Here is an 18,035-nt window from a genome sequence, read left to right as displayed (position 1 = left end):
AACGGGTGGGCGACTTCAAATCGGAATGGTGGGCGAGATCATCTCGGAATCCTGGGCGACATCGATCGGAATCCGCAATCTCAGCATTGGCCGAAGAAAGGAAGCCAGACGCCCTGTCCCAACCTAAAGGTCCTCCGGACCACTGCAGAGCCCCGCTACTGCTTCAAAACGAGGCCCATGTTGCTGGCGACCCGCCTGACCGATGTAAGGTATCTCTCCAATGTACTGGCAATCTCGGCCGCTCGAACGGACGCCCTCCTCGCTCAATTTGATCAGCATCTTGACCTCGTCGTCTGTCCATTCTCTTGGCTTCTGACACCTCATCATGGCGAGCCAAAAACGTCTTCCACTGGATGGCAGCAGATTCGATGTCGCGGTAGCGAGAAGTCGCTTTATGCCGGCTTGAGCTGGGCCGAACACGCCATCCAAATCTCTTTGACCGCGCGTGCTTTTTCAGGAATGCATCGGCCCGAATAGGTTAGCTTGCCTCGTTTGAGCCCGCTGGTGCATGAAGGCACCAGCATTCGCGATCGCCGCGAGAATAGTCATCCAGCATTCTGCATCGAAATTGATGCTTTGGCCTTGATCTGCAGTGGGTGATCGAATGCAACGTCCCCTTCCCATCAAAAGCAGCTTGGAGAAGTGTTTCGCCTGGGATCTCATATCCGGCCAAAGGCATCTCCCGGGACAAAAGCTCCCGGCACGGGCTTGCGGCTCGCGCCCTCTATTCGTATCGCCCCCTGCTATGATGGACATTCGCCGACGAGCCGGCAGCTTTCCCCGGGCTCAAGCCGCTTTCCTGCGTGGGCCGCTGAAACCTGGCGGAGAGATCGTCCGTACATGGCATCATGTGCAATGGAGAAAACCGCCGAATGAAAGCGATTGAAAAGCTGCCTCTCGACGAATTGCTGCGCCTACGGCGTGCAGTACGTGCCCTTATCGAGAGGGACTCCAGCGACGGATATATGCCGAGGTCTTTCGCTCTGAGCGAGGCGGAGAATTATGCCTCCAGTTCGCGCAAGTGCATTCTCAATGCGAAACGTTGAAATACGCGCAGTGACTGCGCTAGTCCTTGTAGAGCTTGTACAGCTCGATCGCTTCCTCCCTTAGACAGTCTGCAAAACCAGATGGCGACGGTCCAGCGCTTTGTCCCTGGACCCGCGCGACACATTGAGCAAAACGCAGGCAGAATCGCTCTTGCAGACGGCGCTGGGCAATTTGGTCCTCCACGCCGTGCCGGTCCCTGAAAACCTGACTTGCCGTGAGATAGTTTTTAAAGGCAGTCGCCGCACAGGCAACCTGGCCATTAGCGTCCTCAGCGGACGTCGCGCTCACGCAAAGCTGCGAAATGACGATCGCGAGGTACAGCACTCTCATGTCGTCTCGCTCCCTTCAAAGTATATTTCCGCCAAAGCTTATGGCCTGGCCGTTGCCAGACGATCTCCGAAGCACGAGAAATGGCTTCGTCGTGATGAGGGCACCGGAAATGAAATCTGCAAAGAAGAGTGCTCGGCCGTGCGCTCGCAGTTCGCCTCTTCGCCAGCCGACTTTCGGCGATAAGCGAAGAATTTAAGCTGCCCCTGAACGTGTAGAGACCGACTAGCAGATCTTCCCTGACATCTGGGCCGCGCGAGGGATGCTCTCGCTGTCGATGGGTTGACATCTTAGTCACTTCCGTCGAGCCGACGTGGGCCTAAACATCAGCTAAGGGGCAATGTAGAAAATGCTATAGTTGCAGCGCAAACCACTTTCTTCATTGAATGGCTCCGTATTGAAACTGCATAGAGCTCAGCATACTCCTGCGAATGCCGCATACACAATGCGGGCAGGTCGCTCTGGCCGTCGGGAGACGTCGAAGCCACCCAACGCGGCGACAGAGGTTAACGAAAAAGAGGAACGATGCCCTTCAAAGCCAGTTGGTACTTAGCGTCATTGAGAAGGTCGACATGAGTTTCAGCAAGATTGCATGCATCGTAACGATGGCCATTCTCGCCGGTAACTCCGTCACAGCTGCCGGAAGCGGAGGTCGTACGACTGGTGTGGTTGGTGTGGTTAAGCAAGATCACTCAATTGGCACTAAACAGCATGTCTTCATCGTTCGCCACCCATTTCCAATCCTGGGACCCCCTGCACCACCCGCGGCGCCTGTCGGTATTGCGGCTCCGAATTCCAAGATCAACTCGCGGATAGATAGCAAGATCTACAGCAGATTTTGATGCGCGCCGCCGGAGCAAGTTCCAGCCAGATCGCTCCTCGTGCCAAAGCCGCAATTTTCAGCTATCGAAGACGCTACTGTGCTGACCCCGGTACGATTTTCGACGAAGTTATTGGCCAGCAGACATTTCCCGCGCTCCAATTATCCTGCCAAAGGGGTCAGCGTTTCGTGCAGAAGATTGCCAGCAGGCAGCCCGAATGCCCAAAGGAAATAGTATTGAGTTTAATCGTGAGCCGTTACCTTGATTTCATAACGCGATTGCACGGCTTGCGTGAAAACGCCATCATTGTCGGCGCCAATCGCCTCATTTTAGGCCGGAGTTTCAATGATTGGTCCACGGGCCGCCGGTGGACGCCAGCAAGCTGCCTCCTTTCTTTCGGCAGAAGAGGGAGAACCACGACGAACTCTGAGGTTACGATTTCAATGGAAAGTCATTATCTGGGCTGGACGCCCACCGACGATGCGCAATTTCGGCGTATGGTTGAGAATGGCGCGTCCGAAAATGAAATTGCGCTTGCTCTGAGCAGGACTCCACAACAACTGCGACGGCGAGGCTATGATCTCGGCCTGCCGCTAAAATGGTTTCGTGCGGTTGGTCTGAGCGAACGAAGCCCCTTGAGACGGTGAACTGGTCAGACCAGCGTCGTTCAGGATGCCAGCCATGGAAGATGCCTACTGCTTCGTTTTGCTGATCAACCAGCCCGGCAACACGTCTTGCATCGTTGCCTCAATCCAAGACAGACGGACTGATCCTCTTCACTTTGACTAAACAAGCTGAGTGCCAATAAATGCTTCCGCGTGCGGGTTCCCGAATTAACTGCAGGGCGCTGGATCAAGCTTAATTTAAAGCTTCGGTTGCACCGTCATTCGCCCCAGCTAGTTTTACTTGCGTCTGACATTGCCTCGTCTGGATCAGGCGGGGTGAGGTTGCCCGCGATACTGGGAGTGATGGGTTCGTCCGAGGGTCGACATGAGAAAATCGCTTTTGATGGTGTTCGCCGCTTGTTGCTGGATCACATTGCTCGCCGCGGTGGTAACGACAATTGTGCGTCTGAGCAGCGACGCGAAGGAGCGACGCGGTCACACTGCGGCCGCCCAACTTTCCAAGACCAAGCGCTGACCCTGCCGATAAATTAACGCCTTTAGTGGTTAATCATGTTCGGCAGGGGCTCATCTCGCTGGACGCCTTTCTGGAATGAGGTCCCGGCTCGAGCTGGGGCCTTTTTCATTTCAGAAAGCCAGGGCCTCACTTGTAGCGACGCGCTTTCAGCACGCAGCAATCTGCCGCGGCGCCGGCGCGTACCCGATCACCGATTGCCAAGACTTCCTCGAAATCCATCGTTGTCCTTAAACGATCCCTTACCAAGCCCCTAAATCTTCCAGAAACCAGCTTTCCTAATCGCCCGGCAATCTCGGCCTGTTATCGAAGAGTGGAGACGCCGTTGCTGCAGCATTAGAGGGCCTTGCGCGTTTGCAAGCTCGGTAGCGGCCGATATTGCAATTGAAAGTCTTTGACCTCTCTCGCGCGCGACGCTACCATGGCTAACCAGCTTGACCTTACATCAGTTCATGCCCGCGCCATCTGTGACGAGATCGGCGCAAGGCTTGGCTGTATACTCCGCCCGGACCGCAACGAGTTGCCTCCTCGGCTGCGCGATCTCGTTTGTCGCCTCGCGCAGATTGAGGACGAGGCTCCCTCTTTGGTTCCATCCCTTGAGCATATTGCCATGCCACAGATGGACGCAGCCTAGCACCGATCATGATCGAGCGCCGCGCAACAGAACGCGATGAGATCGAAGAAATCGCCTACATCGCGGGCGACGGCTCGAGCATTCGCTGCCTGGTCGTCAACATTTCGCCAAGCGGTGCGGCCATTGACGTGCCAGATCCATCCTGCCTAAGACCTCGGTTCAAGCTCATGTTAGAGAGAGACCGCATCTTGCGAAATTGCAGGTTGATCTGGCGATCAGAAAAACGGATCGGCGTATCTTTCGAGGACTAAGCCCCCCGCAAAAGCCCACTCACCAGAGACCTTCTAGCGGTCTCGGTGGAACATTCTCTGAGGCGGTGTGGCCCGAGCGCGTTCTCGCCCTATTCGGGGGTTTCGCAAGCATCTTGCCAATCGCGCAAGCGCTTTCAGTCGCAAAACTTCTAGCATGCCCCACTCATCGTTCCTGCCAAAGAGCAATGGCGGTTTGGCGGGTCGGAGACTGCGGCCTTCATTATGCTCGCGGGGCGCGCATTGAAGCGATCGGCAGCTCTAGCTCCGACCCAGCGCTATCGGCTCACTCATTCTGTGGTTCATTTCCCTTCGGCTCTTGCGAGAACTTGGATAGATGACTGCGTGCCTCGCGGTCGCGAGGGGCTGGGCGTGCTGAGGGGGCGCGTCCGAGCTTGGATTGCAACTCGACGAGATCGGTGAAGACGTCGGCCTGGCGGCGCAGCTCATCGGCGATCATCGGCGGCTGGCTGGCGATGGTGGAAACCACCGTGACCCTGACACCGCGGCGCTGCACGGTCTCGACCAGCGAGCGGAAGTCGCCGTCGCCGGAGAACAGCACCATCTGGTCGATGTGCTCGGCGAGCTCCATGGCGTCAACTGCGAGCTCGATGTCCATGTTGCCCTTGACCTTGCGGCGGCCGGAGGCGTCGATGAACTCCTTGGTCGCCTTGGTGACCACGGTGTAGCCGTTGTAATCAAGCCAGTCGATCAGCGGACGAATCGAGGAATAGTCCTGATCTTCGATGATCGCTGTGTAATAGAACGCCCGCAGCAGCGTCCCGCGGCTCTGAAACTCGGTCAGCAGCCGCTTGTAATCGATATCGAAGCCGAGGGCTTTCGCAGTTGCGTAAAGATTGGCCCCATCGATAAAGAGCGCGATCTTGCTATCGGGAGAAGGTGACATTCAGTTCGCTCTCGCCGGGCGCAGTGTCAGCTGGTCACTTCACAACGCGGCATCGTAAGCCATTTCGCGAGATAGCGAACGTCGCCGGTACCAACATATGGTCACGGCTTCAACCGATTTCCTACAAGTATATTGTGCACCCGAACTTAACAAGCGTCCCTCAGTTGTCCCGACAGGTGACCTTGGACGCCGTCTGACTTGAAAGTCTTCAGTTTTTGGTCGCGTCCAAAGGCTTTTGTTCGATTCGTCCACACGATTGTCAGGCATGGGCAACTGGCGTTGGGCGACATCAGATAACATAGGAAGACCCGTTATGTCTGGGACCGCGCTTAGTCGGGCTGCCGCCGCGTACTCTATCGCTGCACGAGCCAAATTTCACCATAGCTTCAAGCAGGTCGATTGAAGATCGTTGCTGACTGCGCGAGGCTTGGAAGTAGGCACTCTCAAGAGGGATGGCACAGGCCGCATTGTGAGCGCTGGTCGCAGACGCGCCGCAGGTTCAGATTTCGGTCATCGATTGGCCGTTACTCAGCTCGAGCTATCGATGCAGATTTGCGGGCATGCCAGGCCCTGTTGATAGGTAAGCACGACTGTCCTGGCTTAAGGACGACATCTGGCGGTGCACGACCGTTAGCCGAACCCGGTACCCGCCTCTCTCCAAGACATCAAAGCCTTATACATGTTGGGCAGAGTTGAATCGCCGGGATTTTGCACATCCTCGGCGGCTGGAAAGCCGCCCCCCGCGTGACATTTAAGCGGTTGGCTTTTTTACTCATGGGACACAAACGGCGGCTTTCGCCGGCGCCCACGCCGGGCCTTGTCCCCTCACACTGCAACCTGAAACCCTAGCGCCCCGAGCGCCTCCCGCCCGCTCCAAATGCCGCATTGACTGTGATGGCATCGTTCTGACGATCATCGGCGTATCAACGAGACATCGGCAGAGGATGGTGTCGGTCGACCGAGAAGCAGACTTGATACCTCTGACCGACCTCAGCTAAATTAAGATGTTTCATTCGGAGGACGTGACGTTGGCAATGGGAATTGTTAAGTGGTTTAATACGATCAAAGGCTATGGCTTCATTCAGCCCGATGAAGGCGGGCCAGACGTTTTCGTCCATATCAGCGCGGTCGAGAAGGCCGGCTATACCAACCTCGCCGAGGGCGCACGTCTCAGCTACGAACTGAAGGCTGGTCGATCTGGCAAGGTGTCTGCCGAGAATCTCCGGTTTGGATAGGAAAAGCATCTCTTGATGCGCTATTGGGGTCCGGCTTCCTTTTGAGGACATATTGACCTGGACTCAGTACCCAATCGGTGCTGGCCCTGTTTCGCCGTCGTACCCGGCGCGCCCTTTAGCGGACCTGCTTGTCGAGCGTCTCGAAGCCGCTCGCCTGTGTAGTTTCGGCAGACGTTAAGTCGAGAGCTTGGCTTGGGACACTTATGCTCCTGCTCAGGCGCCGGACATTGGATGGCCCTGATAACTCGCGCGAGTTCACTTCCGGCTAATACCAGCGTGCTGAGAAGCAAATGCCCATCTGACACATTAAAAGCAGCATCTTGATCGGAAGCGGACACCTGCTTGGCGTGAACAACCAGTTTGGTCTCGCGACTGCACAGTTCAAGCGAGACGATCAGGCGATCGCTTTGCGGGCCACCTTTTCTTAACGCCAGTGCCAAGAAAGCGGACACCGATCTGCTCACCATTGACCCAAGCCAACTCGCAACGACGATAGGCAACGCCCCTCGTCGAGAGTACGAGGAAAAACTCCTTGCGACCCGGGTCTTCTATAGACGTCTCGATAAGCAGCTTAGCGCCCGCCTGTGATATATCGATCATCTTGCAAGAGCGGCTCCAGGTGCCGTCGATCGCGACGATTTGGACGTCCACACCGTGAGAGAATTCAACGCGAGACGGTCGACGTTTTTCAACATCGCTAGTCTTTTGCATGGGATCACCGCTGGACTTGACTAATCGGCGGGTTGCGTCGATTTCTTAATGAGCTCGAATTGGTGAGCAATCAAAACCGCCAGTTCTGAGCGATCTTTCTTCAAGGCCAGTTCCTGATCGGAGACGTCGTGGCCATCATGCTCAAGGACTGCGATCAATGTCGCTCTGTCTTCAATGTGACGCTGGCGTTCGGCTACCGATCGATTCAGTTCGGCCAATTCACTTTCAATCTCCGACATCATTTTGAAAATCCCCTGTCGGCGTCGTTGCCATAAAAGCTCAACAATAAGCGAGGCAACCTTGCTCAACCCTTAATCAAAAGCCCCGCCCACGCAGTCTTCACGTTGCAACTTAAGAGAGCATCTCATCATTGTTGTGCTACTTGAGTGTCGGAGTTACATCCGCTCCGATAGGCGACTGTGATCGAAATCACTTAGTTTCGATCGGCGCATTTGGACGCGCCTTACTTTTGTAGCTTTCGCTCTTGGCGACCCCCCGGATGAACGCAATGGCCAAGGAATTGAAATCAGCGCAAGAACTTTCTGATGCCATCTGTCAGGTTGTCGCCATGCCGGGATTTGATGTCGTCGTGCATCGTGATCAAGCGTATGGCTGGCGGCCGACCGTCCAATCAGCGCCACTAAATTCGATCAGCTTTCAACGCCGCGTCGAAGAGATCGCTGATCGGACGCGACCAAAATACGATCTCGCAACTTGAAAAGCCGACCAGCCAAGATCGACACCTTAGACAACCCTGAGCCTGACAAGGTCATAGTAGTGCCAGGCAAACTCGCAATCGCCAGGATGAGATTTCCTCCGCTTCGAGGTCGAGCTTTAGGAGAACAACACTGGCCGCGCCGAGCGAGACCAAACGGCGACGCCATAAATGCACCAATGGACCGAGCGTCGCGATCGCCGTCCGATTGACGCAGTATCGATTCTGAACCCGCCGATCGCACACTGGCAACGTCGAGCACTGCGCGGTCACCGCCGGCATCACGACTACTCTGAGATGTCTTCAAAGATAGCCCTTAACAATGATATTGAGAGCTCGGCCGAGGCGGATGGTCGCCGCTGGCCCTGCTTTGGCGATCTCGGAGCGATGCGGACAAAACAATTGTTCGGTCGACCCAACATAGCTCGTCGGATGGATGCACCAATCAAAGTCGTATGTTAAACTTGATAACGGAGCCCCGATTAATTCCGATAGTCGTATTCGCCGTCCGCCACATCTCATTGTCAGTCGGTCCACGGGGGTATAACGTTCGTAGTCTGAGAGCGCGTGGCAATCAGGCTCTTGTCAGGCGAAGGCGCTGACATACCCGGTCGGATTTATTTCGTATTAATACCTAAGACCTGTTTTCGGACCTGGACCATATATCGATGTCCGTTATCCATCGTATTTTGACCAATCTCAAAGACCTCGTGCGATACGGTCCGCGCTTCCTTATGCGTCACGTCCCGCGGCTCACGGGCGCAGACACGGCCAAGATTTATGTCTCGGGCCAAGCTATTCACGTCCGGGCTGGAGACTCCGACATCGACACCGTCCGGGGGGTCTTCGGTTCTCATCAGTACGACGTCTCTCATTCGATCCCGAGTGTCGAGGACCGCGTCAACCGTCGATACAAGGAGATTATTGCCTCCGGCCAAGCCCCGGTCATCGTAGACGCCGGTGCGAATATTGGCGCAGCATCGCTCTGGTTTACAAAGCAGTTTCCGGCCTGCATCGTCGTCGCTGTAGAGCCAGACCCAGAGAACTTCCGCATTCTGGCGAAAAATGCGGAACTCGCCGATAAAATCATTCCCTTTCGAGCGGCAATCGGAGCCGAACCAGGTTTTGTCCACGTCCTCGAAGGCGACATGGGTTGGGCATCGCGAGTAGAGCGCTCATCGAGCGGCCTGCCCATCATGACAATGCGCAATGCCTTTGATTGCGTTCCCAACGGGGTGCCATTCATAGCGAAAATTGACATCGAAGGCTTTGAGAAGGACCTCTTCGCAAACAACACCGAATGGCTCGCAGATGTGTTCGTTGTGCATATTGAGCCTCACGACTGGATGCTGCCGGGCGCCGGCTCGAGCTTTACGTTTCAGAGGGCCCTGGCTGCCTATGCATTCGAAATTTTCATCGCGGGCGAAATACTGACCTACATTAAGCTCCTTTAGCACCCGCACCTGCCGGCCTTCGTGGTTGCCGCCATTGGGCGCGGCGTTGACGGGTCATTGCAGCGCGTTAGGCACCGGAGCTCGGGGTTCCCGAAGCGTTGGAGAACCAGAAAGGTCGAAGGCATTTGTGATCAGGTTAGCGGGAGACATGAACAAGTGAAATATCTCCCCTGGTGCATTCACACCGCTCGAGTCGGTTTAGCGAAATCAAGATCCCGCATGACCGTCGTCGGTGCCCACGCGCCCGCACGCTAAAATAAGGGTAGGCGCCGATTCAGTTCAACGGGCGAGGTTTCGCCGAGGAAATGTTCGAGATGCCCGAGAATCTCGCCTTGAAGGCGCCTATCGAGGAGTCCGCTGCCTTTACCTATGGCCTCAAGCAGGCCTACCGAATGGACCGCCGGGAACCTGCGAGCACATTTCCCATCCTCGAATTATATCTAATTAAATCGGCCATCTTTAATTGCGCCCGATCATCCTCGGCTCAAGGATTCTGCCAGAGCCGAGCCACGCGGCTTTCCCGAGCAAGCCAGTCGAACCGAGCCGCCGCAATTTCCGCTGGCGAAAAGCTTTATTTTACAATAATATAAAGGTAAGTTAGAAAAACTGAAATTATGCTGTTCGTTTGGCGGGGTGATTGCTGAACCCACCCGGATTTTTTCAACGGGCTTATTCCCCGCTGGTTTGAAATCGAGCCGGCCTTATTCGCTTCCTTTTTGTGCAAGGAAGCTCGCGGAGCCGTAATGACAGAAAGTGGCTTCAACATTGCAATGGATGAGCGTTCAAAACGCTCTGCTGCAAGATTTATAAAGCGTCTGCCGGACCTGCCAGATGAGGCCGAGTTTGAGGACGATGTTGCTGTTTCAACGCCACTCAGAACGCTCCTCCCACGATCGCTTCTTGTTGCACTTTCGGCAGTCGTCACCGTGATGTTAGCTCTCGCCTTGGTCGATGACGGAAGCGAAACCAAAAGTAAACCCCGGCCTGATGGCTCGAAAGCAACCGAGAGTGTACGGATCTCCGTGCCAGGCGACGACTTGGATGCCACGCATTTAATCGAAGCGCTCACGAACGAATTGGCGGTCGCACGACGGGAGCTGAGTGCCAAAGGAAGTCAATCGCGCCAAGCCAATGATGACGCCGCCGAGTTTAAAAAAACTGCAGAGGCAGCCACCGCCGCACTGCAAGACGAGCGAAAGCAGACTGCAACGCTCATGAATGCTTTGACAGCCGCTCGGCACGACCTGGACGCCAAGGCCGTCGAGTCCGGCAAGACGCAAGCGGAAGCGGTAGAACTTAGGAAGACAGGTGAGGCCTCGACCGCGGCCTTGCAGGAGGAGCGGAAGCGGACCGCTTCGCTCGCGACCGACCTGGCAGCTGCACGCCGCAACCTCGATGCTATGGTCTCCCAATCCAGCAAGACTGACGGGGAACTAGCGGATCTCAGAAGGACTGCGCAAGAAAAAGACGCGACCCTGCAGGATGAACGCAAGCGGTCTGCATCGCTCGTCGCCGACTTGACTGCGGTACGCCGCGATCTGGATGCCAGGATGGCGCAACCCAGCATGACCGGCGAGGATGCAGCCGAACTGAGAAAGTCTGCCGAGACCGCCAACGCAGCCCTGCAGGACGAGCGGAAGCGAACCGCTTCGCTCACGAGCGAACTAGCTGCTGCGCGCCGCAACCTCGATGCTCTGGTCTCCCAATCCAGCAAGACTAACGGGGAACTAGCGGATCTCAGAAGGACCGCGCAAGAAAAAGACGCGACCCTGCAGGATGAACGCAAGCGGTCTGCATCGCTCGTCGCCGACTTGGCTGCGGTGCGCCGCGAACTGGACGCCAGGATGGCGCAACCCAGCATGACCGGTGAGGATGCAGCCGAACTGAGGAAGTCTGCCGAGAACGCCAACGCAGCCCTGCAGGACGAGCGCAAGCGAACTGCATCGCTGCTAGGCGATCTAGGGGTGGTGCGCCGCGACCTTGAAGCTAGGGTCGTCCTATCTAGCAAGGCCGGAGTGGAAGCGCAGGAGCTAAAAAACTCCTCCGAAGCAACAAAGGCTGCCCTCCAAGAAGAACGCAAGCGGACCGCCTCGCTTATGAATGATTTAGCTGCGGCTCGCCGCGACATAGACACGAAGGCGGATCAATTCAGAAAGGCTGGAGAGGATGCTGCCGAACTCAGAATAACCGGGGAAGCCGCAGCTGTTGCGCTCCGACAAGAACGAGACCGCAATGCTTCGCTGACGGCCGATCTAACTGCGGTTCGCCGGGAGTTGGATCTAAAAGCCTCCCAATCGAGTGCTTTGAAGGATGACATCGCTAACTTGGAGAGCAATGCTGAAGCAAGCACTGCAGCGCTTCAGGACGAGCGAAGGAAGACTGCTGCATTGACAGCCGAACTCGCCAGCACCCGCGCAGCCGCAACGAAAGCAGCCGACGCCGTTGCGCAACGGAAAGAGCGCCCGATTTCGACGGCGCCCGAGGCCATCGGGCCTGCCAAAGTCCCTGCCGCTACTCCCACGACACAGCCAACGCAGCCCGTTCAAAATCCAGAGATCGCCCATCTGATGGAGCGAGCCGATTCCTTCCTCGCCGACGGCGACATCAACAGCGCCCGAAGTTTCCTCCAACGCGCCGTTGAATTGGGAGGTGCTAAGGCCAGCTTTATGATGGCTCAGACCTACGATCCTCGCGTTTTATCACGCTGGAACGTCTACGGAACCCGAGCGGATACTTCGAAGGCGCGTGAATACTACGCGAAGGCACTCGCCGCCGGAATTACCGAAGCCAAGGCCCCTCTTGATTCATTGCGCCAGTAAATTGCTTTGTACTTGTGAGTGTGAGGCGACTATGCGTGTTTCCCTGACGCCAATTATCCTTCGGTTTTTTGTCTTGCTGACTTTCGCCTTTGCGGCACCCGTTCAGGCGCAAATACCACCCAGCCAGTCTCAGCGCGCCGCAGCTGCGCAGAAGTCACAAAAAGACAGCATTAACGCGTGGACATTAGGTCTGGCCGCCGGCCAACTCGAGGGAGCACCAATACGCTTCGCCACCGAGATCGCGCGTGTCGTCGACGATGGTCGCAACATGATCGTCCTGCCCATCGTTACGCGGGGCCCGGTAGAAAACCTCAACGACCTCCTCTATTTGCGCGGCGTCGACCTCGCTATCGTCAATCTGGATGCGCTCGAAGAATACAAGGCTCAAGTACCGGACATACAAACTCGTGTAGTCTATCTCCTGAACCTCTTCCCTTCCGAAGTTCATATTTTCGTTCGCCCAGAGATCAAGACGTTGCAGGATCTCGCGGGCAAGAAGGTCAATTTCAACACGCGTGGAACGGCCGCCGCATACACTGGGCCCCTGATTTTCAGTCGTCTCGGCGTTGACGTGGAGAAGACCTTCATCCCTCATCAGGTCGCACTCGAGCAAATGCGTCAGGGTGAGATTGCCGCGGTGGTCTTCATTACCTCAAAGCCCGTGGATGCCTTTGCGCGAGGGCGTTGGGACGCCGGTTACAAATTCCTGCCGGTCACCTACGACTCCAAGTTCGAGGATTACTATCTTCCGTCGACCCTCGAGCCAAATGACTATCCAGCCTTGATCAAGGATGGCGAACGCGTGTCAACGATTGCGGTCCCCACGGTACTGCTGTCATTCAATTGGCCAAAAAACTCGAACCGTAGCGATCGCGTTGCTCGCTTCGTTGACTATCTCTTCTCTCGAATCGACCGGTTGCAAACCGTCGGATTCGACCCGAAATGGAAATCCATAAACATCGGGGCAAACGTCCCAGGCCTCTCGCGATCTCCTGCAGCCCAGGCCTGGCTGGATCGTCAGCCGCGCGCAAAGCAGGTCTCGCAATGAACCACGCCAGGCTTCCCCTGCTCCTGACATCCTTGTGGTTCGGAAGTGGCGGGGCGTCGGCTCAGACTTTGCAGCCGCCGCCTTCCACAGGAAACTGGATCGTCAGCGAGACCACCTCCCCAGTCGACTATACGCCCATCGTCATCGCAACCACGCGGGCAAAGGCAGCTACAGCAGGTCCCCGAATGGAGCTTTCTATTTATTGCCGGGCCGGCCAGACTCATCTTGTCGTGAGGGGACCGAACATCTCTGCGGCCCCTGACGGTTACGATTTTTCATATTCGGTGAACGGCGGCAGCCTTACGCAGGCAGGAGCTGGCACTTCGCTATTCGGAGGCATTGCGATGCCCGGCGAGGTCGTGAGTTTGCTGCAAACCCTTCCAGGCGATGGAGAGATATCCATTCGCCTTGCGTCGCGATCGGGAACAGTTCGGGAAGGAACTTTCCTGCTCGACGGGCTTAAGTCCGCAAAAGGAAGATTGGCTGTTGCCTGTAACTGGCCCCCGGCCACCGCGAAGTTGCGCAATTGATAGTCAGGGAGAATACTCAGATGCTTACTGTTCGAAATGCATTACACGCGGTTGCTGCGATCACACTGTTGATGACCGCGCCTGCGCTGGCGAAGAATACGAGCTCGAAGTCTTCCACGATTTCGAAACAGGACGTTTCCGCCAAGGTGAGCCATCGGCTTATCCTGCAAGTTAACAGTAACGACCCCGCGATGATGAACCTTGCGCTCAACAATGCGGCCAATGTCGTGCAGTACTATAAGGAACTTGGGCAGACTGTTTCAATCGAGGTTGTCACCTTCGGCCCCGGCCTGCACATGTTGCGCGACGATACGTCTCCTGTGAAAGCGAGGATCGAAACGCTGGCATTGAGCACGCCTGAAATCTCCTTTAAGGCGTGCGGCAACACCAAGCAGAACATGAGCAAGGCCGAGGGCAAGGACATTCCCATTATCCCACAAGCGCAGGTCGTGAGCTCCGGGGTCACCCGGATCATGGAACTGCAGGAACAGGGATGGTCGTACGTAAAGCCGTGACCGGGCCTGTTTGATGCGCCTGCGCGGGCGGCCGTCAGGCCCCCGCCGACCATCACCGAACGTGACTGTCGCCTTCCGTGCGTCGAGATGGGGTGACGACGAGCTCTCACCACAACCAACGTTGCGAGTAGTCAGGGCGGGTCAAGCACCCCGGCATTCCGTGACAGGCGGAGGCAAAGCTCGTCCCGTTGCCTGCAGGGATAGCAGCTGCCGCGAGCCTGAACCATTCCACTCGTCCGATTTTTGAAAACAAGGGCCTCAAAACGCACCAGTAGGCCACGCGCGCGACGCTCCCCAAGACATGATGAAAACGAATTGATCACAGCTATCGAGCACGGACATGACTACGGCTGCGCAGCTGCGCAAGTCCCATCAATCAATTCAGACGTCGATGGACGCGAACCTGATTCGATATCAATGTACGCGGAGAGCGACGACAAGGTGAAGGCGATCCTCGCCCGGCCGATCGAAGGCGATTGCCGTATCTGTGGATCGACGCCACCTATGTGCAGGTGCGCCAGCAGGGCGCATCGTGTTGGTCGCGGTGATCGTCGCGATCGGCGTCAACAGCGATGGCCGGCGCGAGGTTCTCGGCGTGGATATCGGCCCCTCAGAGGCCGAGTCGTTCCGGACAGCATTCCTGCGCAAGCTTGCACGACGCGGCCTGCGCGGCGTCAAGCTGGTCGTCTCCGACGCCCATGAGGGCATCAAGGCCACCGTCGCCAAGGTGCTCAATGCCTCCTGGCAGCGTTTCGTAACGCACGGGCCCATTCCGGCACGAGCGGCCGACGCGTCGTCTCCGCCTTCATCGCCACCGCGTTCGCCAAGGACGATGCCGAGGCCGCACGAAGCCAATGGCGCAAGGTCGCCGACCCGCTCCGTCCCAAGCTGCCCAAGTTTGCCTGCTTCCTCGACGAGGCCGAGACCGATGTGCTGGTCTACATGACATTCCCGCCGCAACATCGGACCAAGCTGCACTCCACCAACCCGATCGAGCGCCTTAACGGCGAAATCAAGCGGCGGACCGAGGTCGTCGGCATCTTCCCTAACGGGGATACCATCGTCCGTCTCATCGACGCGATCCTGCTCGAACAGAACGATGAATGGGCCGTGCAGCGCGCCCGCTACATGACGCTAGAAGCCATCGCGCCGTTGAGCGATGATCCAAACGTCAGCGTTCAGGTTATCGCCAGCTGATCAGCCCGGCCCATGCCGGTGAACGCGGTGACCCGCCGGCGAGCCGCACCACGCTTAGGGACACGATCAAATTAGGCCGCGGCCAGGCTCCTTGCCCAAGAACGAGTGAGGCTAGTAAGAGTTCTCCGATCGGCAGATCGCGCGCATAGCAATCGGACGGATGCGACGTTCGACTTACTCCCCGGTGAGCTTCGTCGAGACTTTCGGTGCTTCAAAGCTCTATTTTGATGAACTTTTTGCCCCAAAAGCCTCTGTGCTGGCCACGCAGACACGCAGGTGGAAGCGGCGATTGCTAAGGCTCGAGTCCAGCGAATGCCTTCAACCGAGCCGGCGGAGGATTGGACGATTGGACACCAGGACATCTAATCGAACTGCGGGCAGGATCTCAACAGCCTCTCGCGCAACCGATGAGCGCAGGCGCCGCTACCTATGCAGGCTGTTCTGAAGATAGTGCGGTCAGATGCCGTAAGAGCGACCGATCTGCTTTGTCATCGCGATGCCAGCCATAGTATAGCGACCACTCGTCCAGCATTGATCGCATATCACCAAAATGAGCAGCGCTATCAGCGCAATGAGAATTCCCTTGCACATAATGGACTTCTCCGGTGAGGAGACCGCCAACCGAGCAGGTCTGTATCTAAAGGTAAACCCGTAATTCCTGACGTCGCGTATTGCGACGATTGCAATAGTCCTAGACTGTCAAGGAGCTGTAACGATTCCATTAAAGTGCCTCGCGTCCCGCGAGCTCTTCACTGCAGCGTTCATCGTGGACTATCAACACAACGCCCGCTTCGCGCCGCCCGCTACTACCGAGACGCCCCCCCGCCATGCAAAACCTTCTCTTACTAGGGTACAATTTTGAACGGTCCCAGCGAAGGAACGAAGCCTATCGGAAGGCCGCGAGTGACGGGCAGTCAGGGACATTCGGCTGGGCCGCCCTCCATGCGACACATCAGTGAGGCCCGGCTCGGGCTCTGCTGGGGAAACTTCTGGCACCGCATGTCCCTCGTCGGAATCGGCGCAGGCTAGTTTCTGTCGATAGTTCTGATGGCCCGCGCCTTAGCGCCGGCATTGTGCTTCGGCGCGGCGGTGTGACCTGCGTCGTCCGATGGAAAGCGTAAGTCACGGTCGCGATCATGCATCAGAAAGATCAAGGACCTTGAAGACCGGACATATCAGTGCGGCGACGCTTCCGAGGCATCCCAGCCCCTATCTACATCTCATACTTCATCGTCGCGCCTTGGCTTCGCTCTAGCTTGGCGAGATCGATCGTCGCCCATGGCACCCCCGCCAGCTCGCGGGAGAATATAACGGCGATTGCGATGAGCGACTTGAGGCCTGCGATCTGTCCGCAGGCGCGGTTCTCGATGTAGATGCTGGCACGATCTGACGTAGCGAAAGGTTGGACTGTCCAGTGAACGCTGACTTTCGTATTACCGGTGTAATCTTCAACCGAAATGCATGGGCATCCAACCCTCCGTTGAAATAAACGGGAATACCGAGCTTCTTCCACGGATCCAATCCGAGCACTTTTTACCGGCTCAATCACAGAGCCTTGTTAACTTTCCCACAAGTTAGCGGCAATCGCAGGCCGGGTCGACAGTCTTCCGGTCCCGCAGCCGCCGAGGCAGGAAGGATGGATGCTGCGCCTGTTGACACAAGGCGGTGATCCGCCGCCAAGCCAAGATGGGCGATTTAACTGGCGGCGTCCGAACTCCTGACCTGCAGCTGGATCTCGGCCTTCGAACCACGTTAGTCTCGATTTGCCAAATGCGAAACAACATATCCTAGGGAACGCCCCTATCCGCCATGGCGGAGGCGTTGGCCGCATCCGCCGACGCATGGCAGCTTTAGGCCTCGACGTAACTCACCCTCAGGGGTAACCGGCGACCAACGTGATGCGTTCTGCCCCGTCGACCGCCAAATGATCCACGCCAAGCTCGTGCAACACCTAAGGACGAACTCTTGAAAGCTTTGAGTCGATGGCGCTAAGTGCTTTCGATTTCGCCCACGCTCAAGCTGCGCACTGAACTCGGGACTCATTATTCTTCTTTATCTTTCTTTCGATACCAACGGCGCGAGCTATCTAGCCAAATCGGGATTTCTCTGTAGGAAAAGCCCTGCTCTTCCATTTCCGCAATCGTAAATCGGCTAGGTTTGCGCTCGACACCAATGAACGTCCAATAGTCATCAGCGGGACTTTCATCGGGATAAGTTCGCAGCCAAGCTTCACGAGCGCCACGTGGCAGTCTCTCTTCCTTCATTTTATAAACGTTGTAGATCGCGGGCCGCATCGCATGATCCCTCTTTTCCGAATTTTGGGAACCTCCCCCTGAGTCGCGGCATAAAATGGGCTTCTTTTTGGCTCTCGCGCGGAACAGTCCAAATTAGGTAGAAAACGCATGGATGCTGCAGCGCCGTGTGCCGCGGTTGACACCCGTCAATACAACCGGCTGCTCGGGCTCGCTGGCTTGATCGCTGCTTCTCAAGCGGCCGCGGCTTTGACCCGATCAAAAAAATCAAGGCTTGTTGGTCTATAGTACGCATACGACGAATACCGCCTGATTGACGGATGCGCGCGGGCACGGCGGGGTCTATGATGGCGTTGGGGTTAAGGTCAGGCGGCTTGCTGATCGGTTGGCTTATCGGCTTGGCGCAGGAGCTTCCATTCCCAGGGCAGCAGTTCGTGC

14 protein-coding genes and 1 pseudogene are annotated in these 18,035 nt (G+C 56.7%); 10 read left to right on the top strand and 5 right to left on the bottom strand.

The window, feature by feature from the left end:
- Nucleotides 1-177 precede the first annotated feature (177 nt).
- Nucleotides 178-477 (top strand): hypothetical protein, encoded by a 300-nt coding sequence (locus L6639_RS41765; RefSeq protein ID WP_237867224.1) that lies wholly within the window; start codon nt 178-180, stop codon nt 475-477.
- 588 nt (nt 478-1,065) lie between these two features.
- Here the strand turns inward: L6639_RS41765 and L6639_RS41760 are convergent.
- Nucleotides 1,066-1,377: a hypothetical protein gene (locus L6639_RS41760; protein ID WP_237867223.1), complete on the bottom strand. Its 312-nt coding sequence runs from the start codon at nt 1,375-1,377 to the stop codon at nt 1,066-1,068.
- Nucleotides 1,378-2,215: 838 nt separating this feature from the next.
- Between L6639_RS41760 and L6639_RS41755 the strand changes: the two genes are divergently transcribed.
- Together L6639_RS41755 and L6639_RS41750 are read left to right on the top strand one after the other, a co-directional pair.
- Nucleotides 2,216-2,842 carry a hypothetical protein gene (locus L6639_RS41755; protein ID WP_237867222.1) on the top strand — a complete coding sequence of 209 codons (627 nt, stop codon included), beginning with the start codon at nt 2,216-2,218 and terminating at the stop codon, nt 2,840-2,842.
- Nucleotides 2,843-3,974: 1,132 nt separating this feature from the next.
- The gene (locus tag L6639_RS41750) at nt 3,975-4,217 is read left to right on the top strand and encodes a PilZ domain-containing protein (RefSeq protein ID WP_237867221.1); all 243 of its coding nucleotides are present in this window, start codon (nt 3,975-3,977) and stop codon (nt 4,215-4,217) included.
- Between the two features lie 283 nt (nt 4,218-4,500).
- On the opposite strand, the gene L6639_RS41745 is transcribed toward L6639_RS41750, so the two are convergent.
- Nucleotides 4,501-5,121: a LabA-like NYN domain-containing protein gene (locus tag L6639_RS41745; protein ID WP_237867219.1), complete on the bottom strand. Its 621-nt coding sequence runs from the start codon at nt 5,119-5,121 to the stop codon at nt 4,501-4,503.
- Between the two features lie 1,028 nt (nt 5,122-6,149).
- Between L6639_RS41745 and L6639_RS41740 the strand changes: the two genes are divergently transcribed.
- On the top strand, nt 6,150-6,356 hold the full coding sequence (locus L6639_RS41740) for a cold-shock protein (protein WP_237867216.1): 207 nt from the start codon (nt 6,150-6,152) through the stop codon (nt 6,354-6,356).
- A 381-nt stretch (nt 6,357-6,737) separates the two neighbouring features.
- On the opposite strand, the gene L6639_RS41735 is transcribed toward L6639_RS41740, so the two are convergent.
- Both L6639_RS41735 and L6639_RS41730 read right to left on the bottom strand, forming a co-directional pair.
- Nucleotides 6,738-7,067 (bottom strand): PilZ domain-containing protein, encoded by a 330-nt coding sequence (locus L6639_RS41735; RefSeq protein WP_237867215.1) that lies wholly within the window; start codon nt 7,065-7,067, stop codon nt 6,738-6,740.
- Between the two features lie 20 nt (nt 7,068-7,087).
- Entirely contained in the window at nt 7,088-7,375 is a 288-nt protein-coding gene (locus tag L6639_RS41730) for a hypothetical protein (RefSeq protein WP_237867213.1), read from the bottom strand.
- A gap of 200 nt (nt 7,376-7,575) precedes the next feature.
- Here L6639_RS41730 and L6639_RS41725 point away from each other — a divergent pair, with 200 nt between their 5' ends.
- The 6 genes and pseudogenes from L6639_RS41725 to L6639_RS41700 all read left to right on the top strand — a co-directional run.
- Nucleotides 7,576-7,785 carry a hypothetical protein gene (locus tag L6639_RS41725; protein WP_237867211.1) on the top strand — a complete coding sequence of 70 codons (210 nt, stop codon included), beginning with the start codon at nt 7,576-7,578 and terminating at the stop codon, nt 7,783-7,785.
- A 665-nt stretch (nt 7,786-8,450) separates the two neighbouring features.
- The gene (locus L6639_RS41720; RefSeq protein WP_237867210.1) at nt 8,451-9,236 is read left to right on the top strand and encodes an FkbM family methyltransferase; all 786 of its coding nucleotides are present in this window, start codon (nt 8,451-8,453) and stop codon (nt 9,234-9,236) included.
- A gap of 743 nt (nt 9,237-9,979) precedes the next feature.
- A complete protein-coding gene (locus L6639_RS41715) occupies nt 9,980-12,055 on the top strand; it encodes a coiled-coil domain-containing protein (RefSeq protein WP_237867208.1) in 2,076 nt (691 codons plus the stop codon).
- Nucleotides 12,056-12,086: 31 nt separating this feature from the next.
- Nucleotides 12,087-13,103, top strand: coding sequence for a TAXI family TRAP transporter solute-binding subunit (locus L6639_RS41710; protein ID WP_237867207.1), 1,017 nt, complete (start codon nt 12,087-12,089; stop codon nt 13,101-13,103).
- A 550-nt stretch (nt 13,104-13,653) separates the two neighbouring features.
- Nucleotides 13,654-14,148, top strand: coding sequence for a DsrE family protein (locus L6639_RS41705; RefSeq protein ID WP_237867206.1), 495 nt, complete (start codon nt 13,654-13,656; stop codon nt 14,146-14,148).
- Nucleotides 14,149-14,580: 432 nt separating this feature from the next.
- Nucleotides 14,581-15,345, top strand: a pseudogene (locus L6639_RS41700) (IS256 family transposase); the annotation flags it as partial.
- Between the two features lie 2,042 nt (nt 15,346-17,387).
- On the opposite strand, the gene L6639_RS41695 reads toward L6639_RS41700, so the two are convergent.
- Nucleotides 17,388-17,639, bottom strand: coding sequence for a hypothetical protein (locus tag L6639_RS41695; RefSeq protein ID WP_237867205.1), 252 nt, complete (start codon nt 17,637-17,639; stop codon nt 17,388-17,390).
- Between the last annotated feature and the right edge of the window lie 396 nt (nt 17,640-18,035).

Source organism: Bradyrhizobium zhengyangense, from assembly GCF_022012555.1.
Classification (GTDB): domain Bacteria; phylum Pseudomonadota; class Alphaproteobacteria; order Rhizobiales; family Xanthobacteraceae; genus Bradyrhizobium; species Bradyrhizobium zhengyangense.
The sequence above is the reverse complement of the archived record's forward strand: the minus strand, read 5'-3'. Positions and strand labels throughout refer to the sequence as shown.